The organism is Geodermatophilus pulveris (genome assembly GCF_900188375.1).
In the GTDB taxonomy this organism is placed as follows: domain Bacteria; phylum Actinomycetota; class Actinomycetes; order Mycobacteriales; family Geodermatophilaceae; genus Geodermatophilus; species Geodermatophilus pulveris.
The window spans coordinates 65,170-84,838 of the sequence record NZ_FZOO01000013.1 but is presented as its reverse complement, the minus strand read 5'-3'; the positions used below and the strand labels follow the sequence as shown (position 1 = coordinate 84,838).

Sequence of the window (19,669 nt, the reverse complement as noted above, 5' to 3'; positions counted from 1 at the left end):
CGTCGTCCTCGCCGCGACCGGGGTGTGGGCCGCGGTCGTCACCGGGGTCGGGGCACTGCTGTCCCCGCCGGCTGGTCGGACGACGACGACTGGTCCGTCGACCTCGTCGACACCTCCCTCGGCTCATCGTCCTGACCTGGCTGGTGCTCTGGGCCTGGCGGGCAGCGAGCGCTCCCGGCGGGGAGGACTCCTCCGGCTCGCCGTCGTCCCCGACCACCCGACCGGCCAGCCGAGTCGATCATGGGATCGGTGCACCAGACACGCACCGACCCGCCGGCTGCGGCCATACCAACCCCATGATCACGGCCGGAGGTCCAGGCCGGTCAGGCGTCCACAGGGCGGCCCGGAGTCCACAGACGGACGTCGGCCCCACCGCACGAGCGGGCCCGCCAGCAGGCTCCCGGGCATGTCGGAGATCGAACTCGGCACCGCCTACACGTGGCGCGACGCGCGCAGCCGGGGTGCCACGCGGGGGCAGGTCGCCCGGGACGGCGTCCGGATCGGGCGCGGTGTGTACCTCTGCTCCGCGGCCGAGCCCGACCTGGCGACCCGCTGCCGCGCGTGGCGGCTCGCCCTCCCCGGTGACGCGGCGTTCGGCCACGGGACGGCGGCCCGGCTGCACGGAGCGCCGGTCGGGGAGCCGACGACCGTCCACGTCGTCATCCCCTCGCGACGCCGGCTGCCGCGGCGTGCCGGGCTGACCCTCCACGAGCGACACCTCGACGTCGAGGACGTCGTGGTCGCCGGCGGGCTGCCCGTGACCTCCGGCCCGCAGACGTCCCTCGACCTCGCCGCCACGCTGCCGGCCGCGGAGCTGGTCCCCATCGGGGACCCGCTCGTGCGCACCGGCCGGATGGACGCCGGGTCGCTGGCCCGGCGCCTGGACCGTGCCGACCGTGTCCGGGGCGTCGTCCGTGCCCGCGAGTGCGCCCCGCGGCTGGACGGCCGGGCGGCGTCCCGGCCGGAGAGCCTGGTCCGCCACTGGCCCCCGGTCACGGATCGGACACGGGAACGGCCCGTTGCCCCAGGTCGCGGCGGGTCCCGGGGAGCCGACGCGACAGGGGAGTGGCACAGTTGGCGCCGTGAAGACCTGGCTCGAAGCCTGGCCGGTGTTCCGGCAGCTGACCGGCCCCGACCCCCTGGGTCGTGGCAGCGCCGCGCGCAGCAAGGCGACGGAGGACGTGGTGAGCCGCACGGCCACCGCCGACCGGGTGGTGCAGAGCATCTGCCCCTACTGCTCGGTGGGCTGCGGCCAGCGGATCTACGTGAAGGACGAGCAGATCGTCCAGATCGAGGGCGACCCGGACTCGCCGGTCAGCCGCGGGCGGCTGTGCCCGAAGGGCAGCGCGAGCAAGCAGCTGGTCACCAGCCCGACCCGGGTCACCACGGTCAAGTACCGCCGTCCGTACGGGACGGAGTGGGAGGACCTGGAGCTCGACACGGCGATGGAGATGATCGCCGACCGCGTCCTGGACGCCCGCCGCACGTACTGGCAGGACGAGGACGGCGGCAAGCGGGTCAACCGCACCATGGGGATAGCGAGCCTCGGAGGGGCAGCCCTCGACAACGAGGAGAACTACCTCATGAAGAAGCTCTACAGCGCCATGGGCGCGATCCAGATCGAGAACCAGGCCCGCATATAGCACTCCGCCACGGTGCCCGGTCTGGGCGCCACGTTCGGTCGTGGCGGTGCCACGAACTCCCAGCAGGACCTGGTGAACTCCGACTGCATCGTCATCGAGGGTTCCAACATGGCCGAGTGCCACCCGGTCGCCTTCCAGTGGGTGACCGAGGCCAAGGCGCGCGGCGCGAAGGTCGTGCACATCGACCCGCGGTTCACCCGGACCAGCGCGATCGCCGACCTGCACGTGCCGCTGCGCGCGGGCAGTGACATCGCCTTCCTCGGCGGGCTGATCAACTTCGTGCTGGCCAACGACCTGTACTTCCGGGACTACGTCGTCGCCTACACGAACGCGGCCGCGCTCGTGCAGGAGCGCTTCCGCGACGCCGAGGACCTCGACGGCCTGTTCTCCGGCTTCGACCCGGACACGAACACCTACGACCAGGCCAGCTGGCAGTACGAGCGCGAGGAGGGCCGGGACGGCGTCTCCGAGGACGACCCGGCCCGCGCCGACCGGCAGGAGGAGCTCTCCCAGGAGTACTCCGTCAAGCAGGCCGACCAGGCGCAGACCTCCGGCTCCGGCGGGCCGCCGATCCACGGCAAGCCCAAGCGCGACGAGACGCTGCAGCACCCGCGGAGCGTCTTCCAGATCCTCAAGCGGCACTTCGCCCGGTACACCCCGGAGAAGGTCGCCGAGGTCTGCGGCATCGAGCCCGAGGTGTTCCTCAAGGTCGCCGAGTGGGTCACCGCGAACAGCGGCCGCGACCGGACGACGGCGTGGGTGTACTCGGTCGGCTGGACGCAGCACACCGTCGGCGCGCAGTACATCCGGACGGCGGCGATCCTGCAGGCGCTGCTGGGCAACATGGGCCGCCCCGGCGGCGGGATCCTCGCGCTGCGCGGGCACGCGTCGATCCAGGGCAGCACCGACATCCCGACGCTGTTCAACCTGCTGCCCGGCTACCTGGCCATGCCGCACGCGGCCCAGCACGAGACGCTGGACGACTACGTGGCCGACGCCGCCGGCGTCGCCGGGTTCTGGGGCAACAAGCGGGCCTACATGGTCAGCCTGCTCAAGGCCTGGTGGGGCGACGCCGCGACGCCGGAGAACGACTTCGCGTTCGACTACATGCCGAGGATCAACGGCGACCACAGCTCCTACCGCTCGGTCGCGGACATGATCCAGGGCAAGGTCGGCGGCTACTTCCTGGTGGGGGAGAACCCGACGGTCGGGCACGCCAACGGGCGCATGCAGCGCTTCGGCCTGGCCAACCTGGAGTGGCTCGTCGTCCGCGACCTGCAGATGATCGAGTCGGCCACGTTCTGGAAGGACGGGCCGGAGATCGAGACCGGTGAGATGGTCACCGAGCAGATCGCCACCGAGGTCTTCTTCATGCCGGCTGCGAGCCACGCGGAGAAGGACGGCACGTTCACCCAGACCCAGCGGCTGCTGCAGTGGCGGCACAAGGCGGTCGAGCCGCCGGCCGACGCCCGCAGCGACCTGTGGTTCTACTACCACCTCGGCCGCATCCTGCGCGACCGGCTCAAGGACTCCACCGACCCGCGGGACCGCCCGCTGCTCGACCTCACGTGGGACTACCCGCTGGAGGGCGAGACGCGGGACCCCAGCGCGGCGGCGGTGCTACGGGAGATCAACGGCGTCGGCCCCGACGGCCGCGCGCTCTCCGGCTACCTGGAGCTCAAGGACGACGGCTCCACGTCGTCGGGCTGCTGGATCTACTCCGGCGTCTACGCCGACGAGGTCAACCAGGCCGCCCGGCGCAAGCCCGGCCGCGAGCAGGGCCCGGTGGCCGCCGAGTGGGGCTGGGCCTGGCCGTACAACCGGCGGATCCTCTACAACCGCGCCTCGGCCGACCCGGACGGCAAGCCGTGGAGCGACCGCAAGAAGTACGTGTGGTGGGACGAGCAGGCCGGCCGGTGGGTCTCCACCGGGGACAACCCGGACTTCGAGGCCACCAAGCCGCCGAGCTACGAGCCGCCGCCCGGCGCCAAGGCGCAGGACGCGCTGTCCGGCCGGGACCCGTTCGTCATGCAGGGCGACGGCAAGGCCTGGCTGTTCGCGCCCAAGGGCGTGACCGACGGGCCGCTGCCGACGCACTACGAGCCGGCCGAGTCCCCGGTCAAGAACGCGCTCTACGACGGCGTGCAGTCCAACCCGACCATGGAGCACATCAAGGGCCCCTGGAACCGGGAGCACGGGTCGGCGTCCGACGTCTTCCCGTACGTGTTCACCACCTACCGGCTCACCGAGCACCACACCGCCGGCGGGATGAGCCGCACGCTGCCCTACCTGTCGGAGCTGCAGCCGGAGTTCTTCGTCGAGGTCAGCCCCCAGCTGGCCGCCGAACGCGGGCTGGTCAACGCCGGGTGGGCCACGCTGGTCACCGCGCGGGCGGCGATCGAGGCGCGGGTGCTGGTCACCGAGCGGATGCGGCCCATCCGCACCGCCAGCGGCGTGGTGCACCAGATCGGCGTCCCCTACCACTGGGGCGAGCGGGGCATCTCCACCGGCGACTCGGCCAACGACCTGCTGCCGGTGGTCATGGACCCGAACACCCACATCCAGGAGAGCAAGGCCGCGACCTGCGACATCCGCCCCGGCCGCCGGCCGCGGGGCCCGGGACTGGTCACCTTCCTCGAGGAGTACCGGCAGCGCGCCGGCCTGCCCACGGGGCTGGTGCCGGTGGGCGCCCGCGGGACGGTCGAGGGATGAGCGCACGCACGAGAGAGGAACGCGAGTGACCACGGTCAGCTCGGCCAGTCCCGGGCTGTCCGGGGACGGGCGCTCGAAGAACCGGCTGTACGGGCCGCTGCCGGACGTGCAGGAGGAGGCCGGCTACGACAGCGACCACCCGGCCCGCGTCGGCTTCTTCACCGACACCTCGGTGTGCATCGGCTGCAAGGCCTGCGAGGTGGCGTGCAAGGAGTGGAACCTGCTGCCGATGGACGACGCGCACGGCACGCGCGACGTCATCGGGCTGTCCGGCATGTCCTACGACAACACCGGCCAGCTGGGCGCCAACAGCTGGCGGCACGTGGCGTTCATCGAGCAGAGCCGCAGCGTCGACCTGCCGATGCCGTCCTTCCCGCCCGCGCCGGACGCCACCTCCCGGCAGGACGCCGGGAACGCCCCCGACGACACCGCGCCGGGCGACAGCGTCACGAGCGCGATGACCAGCGTGCTCAACGCCGAGTCGCTGTCCCAGTTCGACCCCCAGACCGGGCACTCCGGCGACCGGGAGATCCGCTGGCTGATGAGCTCGGACGTGTGCAAGCACTGCACGCACGCCGGGTGCCTCGACGTCTGCCCCACCGGCGCGCTGTTCCGCACCGAGTTCGGCACCGTGGTCGTGCAGCAGGACATCTGCAACGGCTGCGGCTACTGCGTGCCCGCCTGCCCGTACGGCGTGATCGACCAGCGCAAGGGCGACGGCCGGGTGTTCAAGTGCACCCTCTGCTACGACCGGACCCTCGACGGGTTGCAGCCGGCGTGCGCGACGGCGTGCCCGACCCAGTCGATCCAGTTCGGCAACCTCGACGAGTTGCAGGCCCGCGCCGACGCGCGGCTGGCCACGCTGAAGTCGCAGGGTGTGCAGACCGCCCGGCTGTACGGCCGGGACGAGGACGACGGCGTCGGCGGCGCGGGGGCGTTCTTCCTGCTGCTCGACGAGCCGGAGGTGTACGGGCTGCCGCCGGACCCGGTGGTCACCACCCGGGACCTGCCGGCCATGTGGAAGTCCGCCGGGGCCGCGGCGGCGATGATCGTCGGAGTGGCGCTGTCGGCCGTCCTCGGCTCGCGGAGGTCGTGATGACCGAGGGTCTGGCGACGCCGGGGGCCGGCTGGCGGCGGGCGGACGGCCCGCCGTCGGCCAAGCGGGAGAAGCGCCGCCGCCGGCGGGGCGGGGGCCGCCCCGGTGGCGAGGTGGCGATGGTCGAGGAGGCCGAGTTCACCTCCTACTACGGCCGGCCGATCATCAAGCCGCCGGTGTGGAAGACGCCGGACGTGCCGCTGTACCTGTTCCTCGGCGGCGCCGCCGGCTCCTCGTCGATCCTGGCATCGCTGGCCGACGTGACCGACCGGCCGACGCTGACCCGCAACGCCCGGTACGTCTCCGGCGGGGCGGCCCTCGCATCGGTCGTCTTCCTCATCCACGACCTCGGCCGGCCCGAGCGGTTCCTGCACATGCTGCGGGTGTTCAAGCCGACGTCGCCGCTGTCGGTGGGCTCCTACATCCTGGCGCCGTTCAGCGCGGCGGCGTCCGCCACCGCGGCGGTCGAGCTGCTGGGCTGGTTCCCGCGGCTCAAGCGGTTCGGCGGGGTGGTCGCGGCGCTGTTCGGCGGTCCGCTGGCCACCTACACCGGGGTGCTGTTCTCCAACACCGCCGTCCCGTCGTGGCACGCCGCGTACCGGGAGCTGCCGTTCGTCTTCGGTGCCTCGGGGATGGCCGCCGGTGGCGGGATCACGATGGCACTGACGCCGGTCGGGGAGGCCGGGCCCTGCCGGAAGATGGCGGTGACCGGCGCGGTCGTCGAGCTGGCCACCCTGCACCGGGTGGAGAACGGCATGGGGATCGTCAGCGAGCCCTACCACGAGGGCAAAGCCGGACGCTTCATGCGCGCGGCCCGGGCCTGCACCGCGGCCGGTGCGGCGCTCACCGTGGTGGCCGGGCGCCGGCGGGCCGGGGCGGTCGTCGCGGGCACGCTGCTCGGCGCCGGGTCGCTGCTCACCCGTTTCGGCGTCTTCGAGGCCGGCATGGCCAGCGCCCGGGACCCGAAGTACACCGTCGTCCCGCAGCGCGAGCGGCTCGCCGCCCGGGAGAACGGGCACGCGTCGACCGTCACCCGCTGAGGCCGGCGTCGGTCCGAGCCGACCACCAGCGAGGGGCTCACTGGCTGCTCGGCTGGGGGTCCGGTGACGTCCCCGACGCCACCGGACCTCCCCCACGGATCACCCGGAGACGGCCATGTGGCACCACATGGCCGTCCCGATCCCTAGGATGCGGGCAGCCGTCTGCCCATCGAGCTGCGTGAGGAACTGACCGGCACTCGACCCATCCACTCGGACCGACCCGCCCTCGAAGACCGGAGGAGCGACCTTGGCCGTGCCCCGGAAGCGCTGGACCGGCACGGGGAGGCGGCGACTGGCTGGCGTGGTCGCCGTGGTGACCGGTGCGGTGCTGGCCTCGGTCGCCCTCATGGCCGCGACCTCGTCCACTCCGACGTCCACCATGGCACAGGCTGCCGGGCTGTTCTACGGGTCCTCCCCGTCCGGCGCGGTGGCCTACGCGCATCCCGGTGGTCTCGTGGTGGCAGGCCGGGACAACTACCAGGACCAGGCGTTCAAGGACGTCTCGGCCGGCGGCGGCAGCGTCCTCATCTACCTCGACCCGATCATCGACAACCCGTACGGCCGCTATCACGACATGCTGATCAACCCGTCGGTCTGCGGTCCGGCGACCTCGCGGTGGCCCGGGGACCACCGGGCCAACCAGTGGGGGCACCTCACCGATTTCCGGGTCGGTTCCGTGTTGCAGGACAAGATCAGGTGCGTCCTGGAGACGATGGTCGCGGAGAACCCGCACATGGCCGGCTGGTTCGTCGACGACCTCGGGTCCCGCTCGTGGTTCCCCGGTTTCGACTGGGCGAACTTCCCGGACAAGGCGGCCTACCGGGAGGGCGCCATCGCGCTGAGCCAGACACTGCGCAGCGTGGCCGACGAGCACGGACTGGTCTTCATCGTGAACGGCACCTGGTCGCCGAACGACGGTGGCGGCTACCCGAATCCCTCGAAGTCCGGGAACGCCCTCGCCGACGGCGGCTTCGTCGAGCACCACGACGGCGAGATCGACTTCTTCGGGCCGTACGCCTGCTCCTCGCAGTGGGCTGCGCAGTCCTCGGTCACCAAGGGGGAGGCGATCAACTTCGCGGTGACCGACACCGCCGCGGGCCTGGCGGAGTACGTCGAGTCGGGCTGCTACGCCTACGTGAACCGACAGCCCACGGTCGAGTTCGGCGGGGTGGCTCCCTGGGGGAACTCGTGCATCACCGGGCTCCCGCCCGGGGTCTCGTGCTAGCGCACGAGGCGCGATCCCGGAGGCCCTGAGACGGACGTCCCGGTCCCTATGATGCGGCCAGCATGGCCGCAGGCAGGCAACGCTGGACCGGCACCGCAGCGCGGCGACTGATCGGGGCGCTCGCGGTGGTGACTGCTGCGGTGCTGATCCTGGTCGCCGTCCTGGCCACCACCACTGGGGTGCCCGAGCCCACCGCCGCCACCCCGACGCCCGATCCACCGCCCGCGGTCACGACCGTCACGAGCCTGCCTGCGCAGCCGGGGGCGCTCTTCTACGGGTCCTCGGCCGGCGCGGTGGCCTACGCGCATCCCGGTGGTCTCGTGGTGGCAGGCCGGGACAACTACCAGGACCAGGCGTTCAAGGACGTCTCGGCCGGCGGCGGCAGCGTCCTCATCTACCTCGACCCGATCATCGACAACCCGTACGGCCGCTATCACGACATGCTGATCAACCCGTCGGTCTGCGGTCCGGCGACCTCGCGGTGGCCCGGGGACCACCGGGCCAACCAGGGTGGGCACCTCACCGATTTCCGGGTCGGTTCCGTGTTGCAGGACAAGATCAGGTGCGTCCTGGAGACGATGGTCGCGGAGAACCCGCACATGGCCGGCTGGTTCGTCGACGACCTCGGGTCCCGCTCGTGGTTCCCCGGTTTCGACTGGGCGAGCTTCCCGGACAAGGCGGCCTACCGGGAGGGCGCCATCGCGCTGAGCCAGACACTGCGCAGCGTGGCCGACGAGCACGGACTGGTCTTCATCGTGAACGGCACCTGGTCGCCGAACGACGGTGGCGGCTACCCGAATCCCTCGAAGTCCGGGAACGCCCTCGCCGACGGCGGCTTCGTCGAGTACCACGACGGCGAGATCGACTTCTTCGGGCCGTACGCCTGCTCCTCGCAGTGGGCTGCGCAGTCCTCGGTCACCAAGGGGGAGGCGATCAACTTCGCGGTGACCGAGACCGCCGCCGGCATGGGCGAGTACCTCGACTCCCACTGCTATGCCTATGTCAACCAGCAGTCCGACTACAACGGCACGGCCCCCTGGGGTGACTTCCACGCCACTGGACTCCCCTCGCGCGTCGGGTGACCGGCCGCGCCACTGCTCGTGGATCCGGTCTGGAACAGCAGTGCGATCGAGAACCGAAACGAGCCGCGAAGAACCTATGGTGGGTCGGCCGCAGGCTGTGGCCGCGGCTGCGTCACCGGTCGATGGGACTCAACCGCCGCCGGAACGCGCGTGCGCTACCGGCGAGGGGAGCGGCAGTGTCAACACACGCGGCGTCGAATGCCGTGCGTACGGGAGGCGCGGCGGTTGGCGGCAACACCGTGGGTGCACTGTTGGCGCGGCTGCGTCGCTACTGGTCGGTCGTCCTGGTGGTCACTGCAGTGGCCGTGCTGGCTGCCCTCGCAGTGACGGCGACGACCCCGACCACCTACGTGGGCCGGACCTCGTTGATCGTCTCGTCCAACGACAGGTCCCCGGACCAGGACGCCGTGCTCGTGCAGGGGTACGCCGTCTACTTCGACGACGGCGCCTACCAGGAGCAGCTGCTGCGGGACGCGCAGATCCCCGGCGACGTCCCGGTCTCCGCCGAGTCTGCGGCAGCCAGCCCCATACTCGTCATCAGCGCCACCACATCCGATCCCGACACCGCCCAGTCGTACGCCATCCGGGTGGCCAAGGCGTTCATGGACGACATCAACCGGGTCCGCGCCCAGAGCCAGGCTCAGCAGTTGGTCACGCTGCAGGACCAGTTGGACACGGCCCTGGGGTCGAACAGCCCGACCGCCCAGGCGGTCGTTGCCGGTCTGCAGGACCGGATCGAGCAGATCCAGGACGACCAGGTCAACGTCCTGCAGGAGCTGCAGGCGCAGGGCGGCGTGTCGGCGCAGTCTCCCTCGCTGTTCGGCAACCTCCTGCCCGCCCTCGCGGGCGGGCTCTTCCTGGGCCTGGTGGCGGCGCTGTTCCTGGCAAGCCTGTCGGGACGTCTCCACACCGGGCAGGACGTCGCCGACAAGGTCGGGCTGGGCACGTTGGTGGAACTCCCGCGGACGCGGGCCAGGAGGGAGCAACGACTGGGTCAGCTGGCCAACATCACCAGAGCTCGGCTCGGCGGTTCCAGGGTGGTGGCTGTCGCCCAACCCGAGGAGGGCTCCGCGGCCTCGCTCGTCGCGTGCGAGCTGGCACGTGAGTGGGCGAGGCAGGGATTCCGGACCGTCCTGGTCGACACGGGCGGGGAGAGCGCCATCGTCGACCAGTCAGCGGTGCCCCAGGTGCGGCCCGGCCGCCTGCCGGGACTCTCGCTCCTCCCGCTCGCCCTGCGGTCGACCGAGGACGCCGAAGGCCTGCCGGTCAGCGAGGTCGGCGAGCTGCTCCATCACGAGGCCCTCGCGGGGCAGTACGTCGTCATGGCGGCGCCCGCCGCGGTGCAGTGCGCGCTCGCTCAAGCCATGTGTCAGACAGCTGATCAGACCATCCTCGTCGTCGACACCGAGGTCACCCGCGTCGCCGCGGCTCGCGAGGCCGTGGCCGTCCTCCGACAGATGGGCGCGACCTTGATGGGTGCAGTGGTGGCTGCGGTGAGCGAGGAGGCGGACGCGGAGGTGGACCGACCGACGTCCCCAGAACCGGATGGGCGATCCCCCGAGAGCCGCGAACACCTTCCCCCCGACCGGTCCGAACGCGTCGGTCCCTCGCCTGTCGACGTGGCCGCCACGCGCGTCTTCAGTCCGAACGCCCGGACGGGCCGAGGATGAGCGCCGTTCTGCCGAGGGTGCCTTGTCCGGGCTGAGCCGGCTTCCGCACGGACCGCTGGTCGGCGTCCGCGCGGACGGGCGGGTCACCGCAGCCGTGGCGGCAGTCCTCGTGGGGATCATCCTCGTCACGCTCGGTCTCCTCGCGAAGGCTCCCGGCCAGCTGGGCGCGTTGCTCCTCGTGGGCGCCATCGGCCTGCTGGCTGTCGCGCTGGGGTTGGGGAGCCCGGTGGTGGCCTGCACCTACCTCTTCGTCACCACCTTCTTCCGGCTGGCGGTCCCGTCCGGGACCCTGCCGGTCGACCCGTTCATCCTCGCCTTCGCCGGGGTGATCGCTTCGGTCTGGCTGTGGTGCAGGCCCTGGCAGCGACGGGTGACCGACGTGCCGGTCGAACCCCTCACGTGCCTGATCGGGTTGTACATCGCCTGGAACCTCCTCTCCATGGTGATGCCGCATGCCCTCCCGGCAGGGGACGAACGGGACCCGGGGTCGTTCTCCGTGCTGCGCTTCGTGCTCATCGGCACCGCAATGCCGTTGACGATGTTCCTGGTGGGGCGTCTGCTGTTCGTCACCGAGCGAGCCGTCCGGGTCCTGTTGTGGTCCGTTCTGGCGGCGGCCGCATATTCCGCGATGGTGAGCATCCTCCAGTTCGCCGCGCCGCAGGTCGTCTGGCCCAGGTACATCGCCGACAGCCCCAGCTGGCCTGATCGGGCCGTCGGTGTCTTCAACCAGCCGGTGGTGAACGGTCTGGTGCTCGTCGTCGGGTTCCTCGTCGGGATGCTCATCGCCTGCAACCGGGGCGAGAGACCCGCGCTCCGGGCTCTCGCCGGTGTGGTGGCCGCGGTCAGCGTCTACGGGGTGTACCTGACGCACACCCGAGTGGCTTGGCTGGCCTTCGGGGTGGTGGTCCTGCTCGGCGCGGCTGCGGCCAAGGGCTTCCGCACCGGCTTCGTGCTCGTCGGGACGGCAATCACCGGGGCAGTGATCGTGAACTGGTCGACGTTCACCAGTGCGGACCGGACCGCCGGCGGCGTGGGGTCGCCGGACGAGATCCACGACCGGCTGAACAACATCGCGACGTCGCTCTGGGCCTTCTCCCGGGAGCCGCTCTTCGGGTGGGGCATCGGCCGATTCACCGCGGTGAACACCTATCACCACCAGCAGTGGTCACCGGCGGTTCCCTGGCAGCGCGGGTACGGGATCGCCTCCCACCTCGACAGCCTGGGGATCCTGGTCGAGCTCGGCATCGTCGGGTTCGCCCTCTGGCTGGCGATCCTCGCCCTGATCGGCGCCGGGCTCGTGCGGGCGACCCGCCGCCTCCGGGCCGGCGAGATCTACGGCCGTGCGCTGGGACTGACCGCCGTGCTGTGCCTGGTCGCCCACGTGGTGACCGGTCTGACCGTCGACCTGCGCTTCTTCGACTTCCCGAACATCATGGTGATGGTCCTCGCGGGTGCGGTGATGGGTCACTCGCGGGAGCAGGCTCGCAGGACCGGGTGCAGTGGCTCGGTGGGCCGTCACGCCGCGGACACCGTGCCGCTCGGGGACCTGGTCGTCCGATGAGGCCTCGGCGCGTGCTGTGGGTGTCGACCCGCACCGACACGCGGGGTGGCGTGGCGACGTACGTGCGGACCCTGCAGGGGACGCCGCTGTGGGAGCGATGGCGGATCCGTCACGTGGCGACCCACCGGAACGGCTCGCGCACCGCGCGGGTGGGGACCTTCGCCATGGGGGTCGGCGGAGTCGTGCGAGAGCTCGCCGTCCGCCGGCCTGGACTCGTCCACCTGCACACGTCGTGCTACGGCAGCTTCGCCCGTAAGTCCGCACTGGCGTGGATGTTCCGGGCCGCCGGCATCCCCGTGGTCATGCACGTGCACGGGGGTGCGTTCGGGGACTTCTACGCACGGTCCCCACGGCTGCTGCAGCGGTACATCCGCAGGACGCTCAGCAGCGCGGAGCGGGTCATCGGCCTGGGGGACCGGTGGGCGGCAGCCCTGCAGCGGATCGCTCCGGACGCCCGCGTCATCGTCGTCCCCAACGCCGTCAGCCCGCGGACGCTGGTCGACCAGCCCGGTCCGGGAGAGCCCGTGCACGTGCTCTTCGTGGGGGAGATGACCGAGGACAAGGGCGCTTTCGCTCTCCTCGAGGCATGGCGACAGTTGCGCGAGGAGCCGCACCTCCCCTGCGCCGACCTGGTCATGGTCGGTCCGGGGGACCTGGAGCGGGCGTGGCGGGAGACCGAGGAACTCGGTCCCGCCGGGCAGGTGCGTGTCCTGGGTTGGGTCGAGTCCGCCGAGGTGGAACGCCTGCTGAGCCACTCGCACGTGCTGGTGCTCCCCTCCCGCTTCGAAGGGCAGCCGATGGCGGTGCTGGAGGCGATGGCGCACGGGCTCTGCGTGGTCGCCACCGAGGTGGGGGGCATCCCGGATCTCGTCGACGACGAGTGCGCCGTACTCGTCCCGGTGGATGACGGGAACGCTCTCGTCGCGGCCCTGCGCACCGTCATCTCGGACCCGGGGAAGCGCTCGGAGCTGGGTGCGCTGGCGTTGGCCCGGGTGCGGGCGAGGTTCGACGTGGCCCTGGCCTGGCGCACGCTCGACGCGCTCTACGAGGAGCTGGTGAGGTGAGTCCTCCGCGTCCGGTGCGGGTGACCTTCGTCGTCCCCGACCTCGGCATCGGTGGGGCCGAGCGGCACGTCACGACCCTGGTCAGCCGGCTCGACCAGCGGCTGGTCGATCCCTCGGTGATCTGCCTCGGCCGTGAAGGAGAGCTCTTCCCGTCCCTCGCGGCAAGCGGTGTGCCCGCCGTTGCGCTGGACCGGACTAAGCGGGAAGCGCCGCAGTGCCTCGCGGAGCTCGTGCGCGAGTTGCGGAGACTCGCGCCGGACGTGGTCGTCCTCCGTGGGTACAACGCCGAGGGGCTGGGCCGGTTGGCCGCCGTCCTGGCGCGCGTACCCCACGTGGTCGTCTGGGTCCACAACTGCGGCGACCTCGAGCGCCGAGGGCGGGTCAGACAGCTGGCGGATGCCGTGCTCGACCGGGTCACCGACGCGTACTTCGGCGTCGCGCAGGCGCAGGTCCCCTACCTGGTGCGGGAACTGGGCCTCCCGCACCGCAAGGTGCGGATCATCCACAACGGGGTGGACCCGTCCCAGTTCGACGGCCGGGCCGACCCCGTGACGAAGGCCGGTCTGGGGTTGCTCGAGGACGACCTCGTGGTGGGCATCGTCGCTGCGCTGCGACCGGAGAAGGACCACGAGACGTTCCTGCGAGCGGCTGCGCTCGTCGCCGAGACCGAGGCGAGGGCACGCTTCCTGGTCGTCGGCGACGGGCAGCGGCGAGCAGGGCTCGAGGAGACGGCTCGCCGGCTCGGCATCGCCGACCGCGTCGTCTTCGCCGGCGCGCGCGGCGACGTGGCGTCCCTGCTCTCCGTGATCGACGTGTTCGTTCTCAGCTCCTTCACCATCGAGTGCCTCCCGATGGCGCTCCTGGAGGCGATGGCCTCGTCCCGTCCTGCTGTCTGCACCGCCGTGGGAGGCATCCCGGAGTTGCTCGAGGACGGGGTCACCGGCTACCTGGTCCCTCCCCGCGATCCTGCTGCGCTGGCGGACAAGCTGATCGGGCTGCTGGGGGCGGAGGACGAGCGGCTCGCGTTCGGGGCCGCTGCGCGGGCGCGCGTGGAGGCGGAGTTCACCCTCGAGCGCAGTGTCGGGGAGGCGCAACGGCAACTCCTGGGCATCGCGTCGCCTCCTCGGGCGGGAGACGCCGTCCGCAGGCCGCTCCGGTTGGCCCTCGTGCTGGACGAGACCTCCGTCGGGGGGGTGGAGCTGCTGATGCGCGACGTCTTCCGCGCCTTCGACCCCGCCGTGGTGGAACCCTGCCTGGTGAGCCTCCGAACCCCCGGGCCGCTGGCCGAGGAGTTCCGGGCGGCGGGGTTCCCGGTGCATGTGATGGGCCGCAGCGGGAAGTTCGACCTCCGGACGCTGCCCCGTCTGGTGAGGACCCTGCGCCGGGGGAGGACGGACGCCGTGCTGGTCACCCATCACCACCGTGCCTCGCTGGCCCTGGGCCGACTGGCCGCCCGGTTGGCCCGCGTCCCGGTGACCCTGGTGGCGGTGCACGACATGGACCTCACGGGCGTCGGCGGGCGGGTCCTGCCCAGGTGGGCCGCCGCGACGCTGCGCGAGACCGACGCGCTGATCCTGCTGGCTCCCAGCCAGGGTGAGTACCTGCACCGGGAGGAGGGGGTCGGTCGTCGCCCGTGGAGTCGCACGCGGGAGGTCGTGATCCCCAACGGGGTCACGGTGGGCCCGCTCCCCGACGAGGCGGCCCGGGCAGCGGCGAGAGCACGGCTCGGCCTCCCCGTCGATGCCTTCGTCGTGGGGATCGTGGCCCGGCTCAGCGCGCAGAAGGCCCATCACGTGCTCTTCGAGGCCTTCGCGATCCTGCGCAGGTCGCACCCGGCAGCCCGCTTGGTCGTCGTCGGCGGCGGTCCGCGGGAGCGGGAGCTCCGCGCCCTCGCGACGAGTCTCGGGCTCGGCGACAGCGTCCAGTTCACCGGCATCCTCCGGGACGTCCCCACCGTGCTGCCCGCCTTCGACGTGTCCTGCCTGTCGTCAGTCCACGAGGGCGTCCCCATGGCGGTCATCGAGGCGATGGCGTCCGGGATCCCCGTGGTGGCGACCGACTGCGGTGCCCTGCGGGACATCGTGGTCGACGGGGAGCACGGCCACCTCGTCCCGGTCGGGAACGCCAAGGCGCTGGCCGACAGACTGGGTGAGCTCGCCGAAGACCCTCGACGTCGCCAGCGGATGGGTACGGCGGCACGCCGACGAGTCGAGGAACGCTACCGGGTCGAGCAGACGGCGCACGGCTACGAGGAGCTGCTCGTGGACCTCATGACTACCCGATGAGCAGGCACGTCCTGATCCTGGTCGAGAACCTCCCCGTGCCGTTCGACCGGCGCGTCTGGCAGGAGAGCCGCGCGCTGGTCGACGCCGGGTACACGGTCACGGTCATCTGCCCGATGGGGACCCACGCGGAGGAGGCCGAGGCGACCTTGGAGGGCGTCCACGTCCTCCGCTATCCCCTGCGTCCGGCGCAGGGCGGCCCGCTCGGGTTCGTGCGCGAGTACGCCGCCGCGATGTTCCACACGGCGAGGCTTGCGCTGCGGGTGCACCGCGCACACCCGGTCGACGTCGTGCAGGCCTGCAACCCACCCGACCTGCTGTTCCTCGTTGCCCTGATGCTCCGGCCGCGAGGCGTCCGGTTCATCTTCGACCACCACGACCTCGTCCCAGAGCTCTTCCTGTCCCGGTTCGCCGGTGGTGGCCGGGCGCTGTACTGGGTCACCCGGGTGCTCGAACGGCTCACGTTCCTCTGTGCGGACGGCGTGATCGCGACGAACGAGAGCTACCGGGCCGTGGCCACGGGACGCGGACGGGTGGATCCGGGCAAGGTGGTGGTGGTGCGCAGCGGACCGGACCTGTCGCGTTTCGAGCAGCAGCCGCCGGATCCGCGACTACGCAGGGGTAAGCGCCACCTGGCGGCATACCTCGGCGTCATGGGTCCGCAGGACGGCGTCGACTACGCGCTGCGGGCCCTGCACGTCCTGAAACGCGACCTGGGGCGTGAGGACCTGCACTGTGTCTTCATGGGCGCGGGCGACATGCAGCACCGCATGATCGCGCTCAGCCAGGACCTCGGGCTCGAGGACATGGTGGAGTTCACGGGGCGGGTCCCGGACGAGTTCGTCCAACGGTGTCTCTCCACCGCCGACGTCTGCCTGTCGCCCGACCCCAAGAACCCCCTCAACGACGTCTCCACCATGAACAAGGTGCTGGAGTACATGGCGATGGGCCGCCCGGTGGTGTCCTTCGACCTGGCGGAGGCACGGGTGTCGGCCGCGGACGCGGCTGTCTACGCGCCGGCCAACGACGAGGCCGAGTTCGCGGTGAGGATCGACGAGCTGCTGCGCGACGAGGAGCTGCGGAACGCGATGGGCCGACGTGGGCGACAGCGCATCGAGTCCCACCTGTCGTGGGACAACTCCCGGAAGGCACTGATCGACTTCTACGACCGGTTCTTCGAGCCCCCTGTGTGACAACGCGGCCGGCGCCCACCGGTCATGCGGTCGGCAGTCGGACGCCAGCGTGGCGTTCCCTGCTGGTCGAGCGGGGGATGTGGTCGAGGACGCGGAGGTGACGGTCAGGCCGGACCGGAGAAGCAGAACGGCGACCGGCGTGCCGCCGACCGGGCTCAGCGGCTCCCGACCGGCCCACCGGGGGCCGCGGCGGCGTGCTGTGGCGTCCCCCTGCTCGGCGTCATCCGTCGCCACAGGACGCACACCAGGACGGCCAGTTCCCGGAACACGGTCGGGGCGAGCACGCGGAGCGCCCCGACGTACACCAGGAGGAAGACGGTGCCGTCGAGGGCAATGGTCGCGAGTCCCCATGCCCCCATGCGCTCGGAGTGCAGGAGCAGGTGCTCCAGCGGAGCCGCGACCGCGCACGCCACCAGAGAACTCGCGATGGTCGGGACGGTCGCGCCGAGCGCCTGACGGGGCGAGACGCCGACGACCGGGCCGGCGAGCGCCGCGACCAGCACCCCGCACACGACGGCGGTCAGCGAGATCGACAGGCCCACGCCCACCAGACCGAGGGGGCGGATCAGGACGAGCAGCAGCACGATGCTCAGGCTGGTCTCCGTCAGGGTGTACCAGTGGAGCAGCCGCGTCCGCCCGCTCCCCTTGATCGCCTCCTCGCTGACCGTGATCACCGACTTGCCCAGGGCCAGGCCGGTCATGGCGACCAGGACGACCCCGGCTTCACGCCACTCCTCCCCGAGGACGATGACCACGAGGGGAACGCCGACCGCGACGAGCATCGCCGCCATCCCCGCGGCCACGGCAACGGCGAGCCGGAGAGCGCGCAGGTAACCGCTCCGGAACCGCTGAGGGTCAGCGGCAAGGCGCGTGAACGCCGGGAACAGGGATATGGAGCCGCCCTCGACGAGCACCATGGTGGGGATGCGGGCCATCCGCTCGCCGTACCGCAGCAGGCCGAGGTCCCCGGCGCCCAGCACCCGCCCGGTGGCCACCGCCTGAACCGCCTTCTGGGCGCGGTCGCCGATCATCCCGAGCACGAGCGGGAAACCGAAACCGGCGAGCTCGCGCCAGATCCGGTACGACGGACGCCCCCACCACGGGCGCCAGTCGCAGAGGAGCCACAGCGTCACGACCCACACCAACGCGGACGCGTAGCTGCCCAGGACCATGCTCCAGACGCCGAGACCCAGCGCGGCGGCGCCCACGGCGACGACCGCGTACGACGCCGCCACCGCCGGGCCCACCACGAGGCGCCGCCGCACACTGAACTGGCGCTGCAGCAGGGCCTCCGGGACGTTGGTCAGGGAGTACAGGATCAGCCCCCCGGACATGGCGGCCGCCACCAGCCCGGCGGTGTGGCTGCGGAAGACGTGCCCGATCAGCGGGGCCACGGCGAGGGCGAGCAGAGTCATCAGGACACCCGTGCCGAGGGTCGCCCAGAAGACCGTCGCCGCCGCGTCGTCGAGGTCGCGGTCCCGGTGGACCAGCCCAGACCGGAGACCACCCCCCATGAAGTTCCCGATGAACGTGGTCAGGACGCCACCGGCTACGAAGAGGCCCACCTGCGCGGGTGTGAGCAACCGGGCCAGTGCGACCGTCTGACCGAGGGTGATGAGCTCGCCGATGACGAGCGCAACTGCTGACGCGGCCGCCACCTTGCCGATCCTGGCGCGCAGCGAACCGGCCCTGGTCGCGGGAGCCGCGGGCCGTTGGTCCTGGGACACGGTCGGTGACTCAGACAAGGTCGCAGACCCGGTCGAAGGTCCTGCGGCTGGTGGCGATCTGCTCCTCCGCGCTCGCCAGCAGGGCCGCCCTCTCCTCCGGGGCCCGTTCCCACGCCGAGCGGATGGCCGCCGTCAACCGTTCGGCGAGATCGTCGCGGTCCAGTCGGACCAGCTCCAGGCCGGCGCCGAACATCCCGGCCAGGCCGAGGAACTTGTCGTCGTAGTACCGCGACGAGGTGAGTGCGACCACCGGGACGCCCTGGGACAGCGCGAACACCGCCGCGTGGTAGGCGCCCGTGACCAGGACCCGGCAGCGGCCCACCTGCGCGGCGACGTCCTGAGGACGGGCGAACCGGCCGAGGGGGCGCCTCGCGTGGTCGGACCCCGCGACCAGGGGCAGTGTCGACCGGCGGTCCTCGGACCGGAACTCGCTGATGATCACCGGTGTCAGACCGGCGCCGAGGGCCTGCGCGAGCAGGCGCAGCCCGGTGGTCACGATCTCTCTCGCACGCGTGCTGACCGGTGAGTAGCCGGCGATGCGCAGGCACACGCCGAGGTCGCGTCCCAGCACCTCCGGGCACTGCGCGAGCGCCAGCTCGATCGCGTCGTCGCCGGTGACCGTCACCCGGGACGACGCCACGCCCACCCGCTCCAACAGCGCCGGCCCGCAGCGCCTCTCACGCAACGCGATGACGTCGACGCGCGGCAGCACCTCGGCCGCCCGGGACATCAGCGCTGGGTTCTCGAGCGGTCCGAGCCCCTGCCCGAGCATGGCCGTGGGGACCCCGCGGGAAGACGCGTACTCGAGCAGGCCGAGGACGCGGGTCGTCTGCCCGGGGTCCACGTCGGTGAGGTAGCCGCCGCCCAGGGCCACCACCAGGGACGACGAGGCCAGGGCCGCCGCCGTGTTCGGCGCCGGTCCCGCGCTCGCCTGGCCGACCGGGTCCAGCGGGCGCCCCTCTCCGCCAGCCGGTGCGGGCCGGCCGCGCCGGAGCAGGCGCTCGGCCCGCCGCCCAGTGCCTCTCATCCAGGCGCCCACCCGCAGGCGGGTGACGTCGTACGGACCGACGATCCGCGGCGCCGCCGCCTGGGACAGCCGGACGAGCGGACCGGCGGGGGACCAGGCCGACCGGCCCCACGGCACGATCGGGTCGACTCCCGGGAAGTAGGCCCCCAACAGCGCGGGGGTCTCGGTGAGCACGCCGACGCGGGCTCGCGGCCACCTCGCCCGCAGCCGCCGGATGGTGACGTCCAGCATGGCGAGGTCGCCCATGTTCAGCAGCCAGTACTCGCCGTTCTCGACGAGGATCCGGGGTCCGTCGGGTGATGGCTCTGCCACGGAGGGGTTGGTCACGGCGTCGTCCTCCCGCAGGG

Annotated in this window: 13 protein-coding genes; 11 read left to right on the top strand and 2 right to left on the bottom strand. The window is 71.9% G+C overall.

The genetic code is table 11. The features are described from left to right. Window positions 1–1,082: 1,082 nt before the first annotated feature. The 11 genes from CHB98_RS23135 to CHB98_RS20025 all read left to right on the top strand — a co-directional run bounded on the left by CHB98_RS23135 (window position 1,083) and on the right by CHB98_RS20025 (window position 16,568). Window positions 1,083–1,643 carry a dehydrogenase gene (locus CHB98_RS23135; RefSeq protein ID WP_089307379.1) on the top strand — a complete coding sequence of 187 codons (561 nt, stop codon included), beginning with the start codon at window positions 1,083–1,085 and terminating at the stop codon, window positions 1,641–1,643. Window positions 1,644–1,655: 12 nt separating this feature from the next. Beyond that, on the top strand, window positions 1,656–4,355 hold the full coding sequence (fdh, locus tag CHB98_RS20070) for a formate dehydrogenase (protein WP_089307378.1): 2,700 nt from the start codon (window positions 1,656–1,658) through the stop codon (window positions 4,353–4,355). 25 nt (window positions 4,356–4,380) lie between these two features. Next, entirely contained in the window at window positions 4,381–5,451 is a 1,071-nt protein-coding gene (locus tag CHB98_RS20065) for a 4Fe-4S dicluster domain-containing protein (RefSeq protein WP_089307377.1), read from the top strand. Further along, window positions 5,451–6,491 (top strand): NrfD/PsrC family molybdoenzyme membrane anchor subunit, encoded by a 1,041-nt coding sequence (nrfD, locus tag CHB98_RS20060; protein WP_089307376.1) that lies wholly within the window; start codon window positions 5,451–5,453, stop codon window positions 6,489–6,491. The genes CHB98_RS20065 and nrfD overlap by 1 nt, the downstream gene beginning before the upstream one ends. 247 nt (window positions 6,492–6,738) lie before the next feature. Then, a complete protein-coding gene (locus tag CHB98_RS20050; protein WP_143425147.1) occupies window positions 6,739–7,716 on the top strand; it encodes a hypothetical protein in 978 nt (325 codons plus the stop codon). Window positions 7,717–7,778: 62 nt separating this feature from the next. Next, complete coding sequence (locus CHB98_RS20045; RefSeq protein WP_143425146.1) at window positions 7,779–8,798, top strand: hypothetical protein; 1,020 nt, start codon at window positions 7,779–7,781, stop codon at window positions 8,796–8,798. Between the two features lie 176 nt (window positions 8,799–8,974). Beyond that, window positions 8,975–10,468, top strand: coding sequence for a hypothetical protein (locus CHB98_RS21875; protein WP_179224740.1), 1,494 nt, complete (start codon window positions 8,975–8,977; stop codon window positions 10,466–10,468). A gap of 22 nt (window positions 10,469–10,490) precedes the next feature. After that, complete coding sequence (locus tag CHB98_RS20040; protein ID WP_179224739.1) at window positions 10,491–12,029, top strand: O-antigen ligase family protein; 1,539 nt, start codon at window positions 10,491–10,493, stop codon at window positions 12,027–12,029. Beyond that, window positions 12,026–13,093 (top strand): glycosyltransferase family 4 protein, encoded by a 1,068-nt coding sequence (locus CHB98_RS20035; protein WP_089307371.1) that lies wholly within the window; start codon window positions 12,026–12,028, stop codon window positions 13,091–13,093. The genes CHB98_RS20040 and CHB98_RS20035 overlap by 4 nt, the downstream gene beginning before the upstream one ends. After that, window positions 13,090–15,378: a glycosyltransferase gene (locus CHB98_RS20030; protein WP_089307370.1), complete on the top strand. Its 2,289-nt coding sequence runs from the start codon at window positions 13,090–13,092 to the stop codon at window positions 15,376–15,378. Before CHB98_RS20035 ends, CHB98_RS20030 begins: the two co-directional genes overlap by 4 nt. Beyond that, the gene (locus CHB98_RS20025) at window positions 15,375–16,568 is read left to right on the top strand and encodes a glycosyltransferase family 4 protein (protein WP_089307369.1); all 1,194 of its coding nucleotides are present in this window, start codon (window positions 15,375–15,377) and stop codon (window positions 16,566–16,568) included. Before CHB98_RS20030 ends, CHB98_RS20025 begins: the two co-directional genes overlap by 4 nt. A gap of 155 nt (window positions 16,569–16,723) precedes the next feature. Here the strand turns inward: CHB98_RS20025 and CHB98_RS20020 are convergent, their stop codons facing one another. Both CHB98_RS20020 and CHB98_RS20015 read right to left on the bottom strand, forming a co-directional pair. Next, window positions 16,724–18,226, bottom strand: coding sequence for an oligosaccharide flippase family protein (locus CHB98_RS20020; RefSeq protein ID WP_179224737.1), 1,503 nt, complete (start codon window positions 18,224–18,226; stop codon window positions 16,724–16,726). Window positions 18,227–18,305: 79 nt separating this feature from the next. Next, the gene (locus tag CHB98_RS20015; RefSeq protein ID WP_218822450.1) at window positions 18,306–19,649 is read right to left on the bottom strand and encodes a polysaccharide pyruvyl transferase family protein; all 1,344 of its coding nucleotides are present in this window, start codon (window positions 19,647–19,649) and stop codon (window positions 18,306–18,308) included. Window positions 19,650–19,669 lie beyond the last annotated feature (20 nt).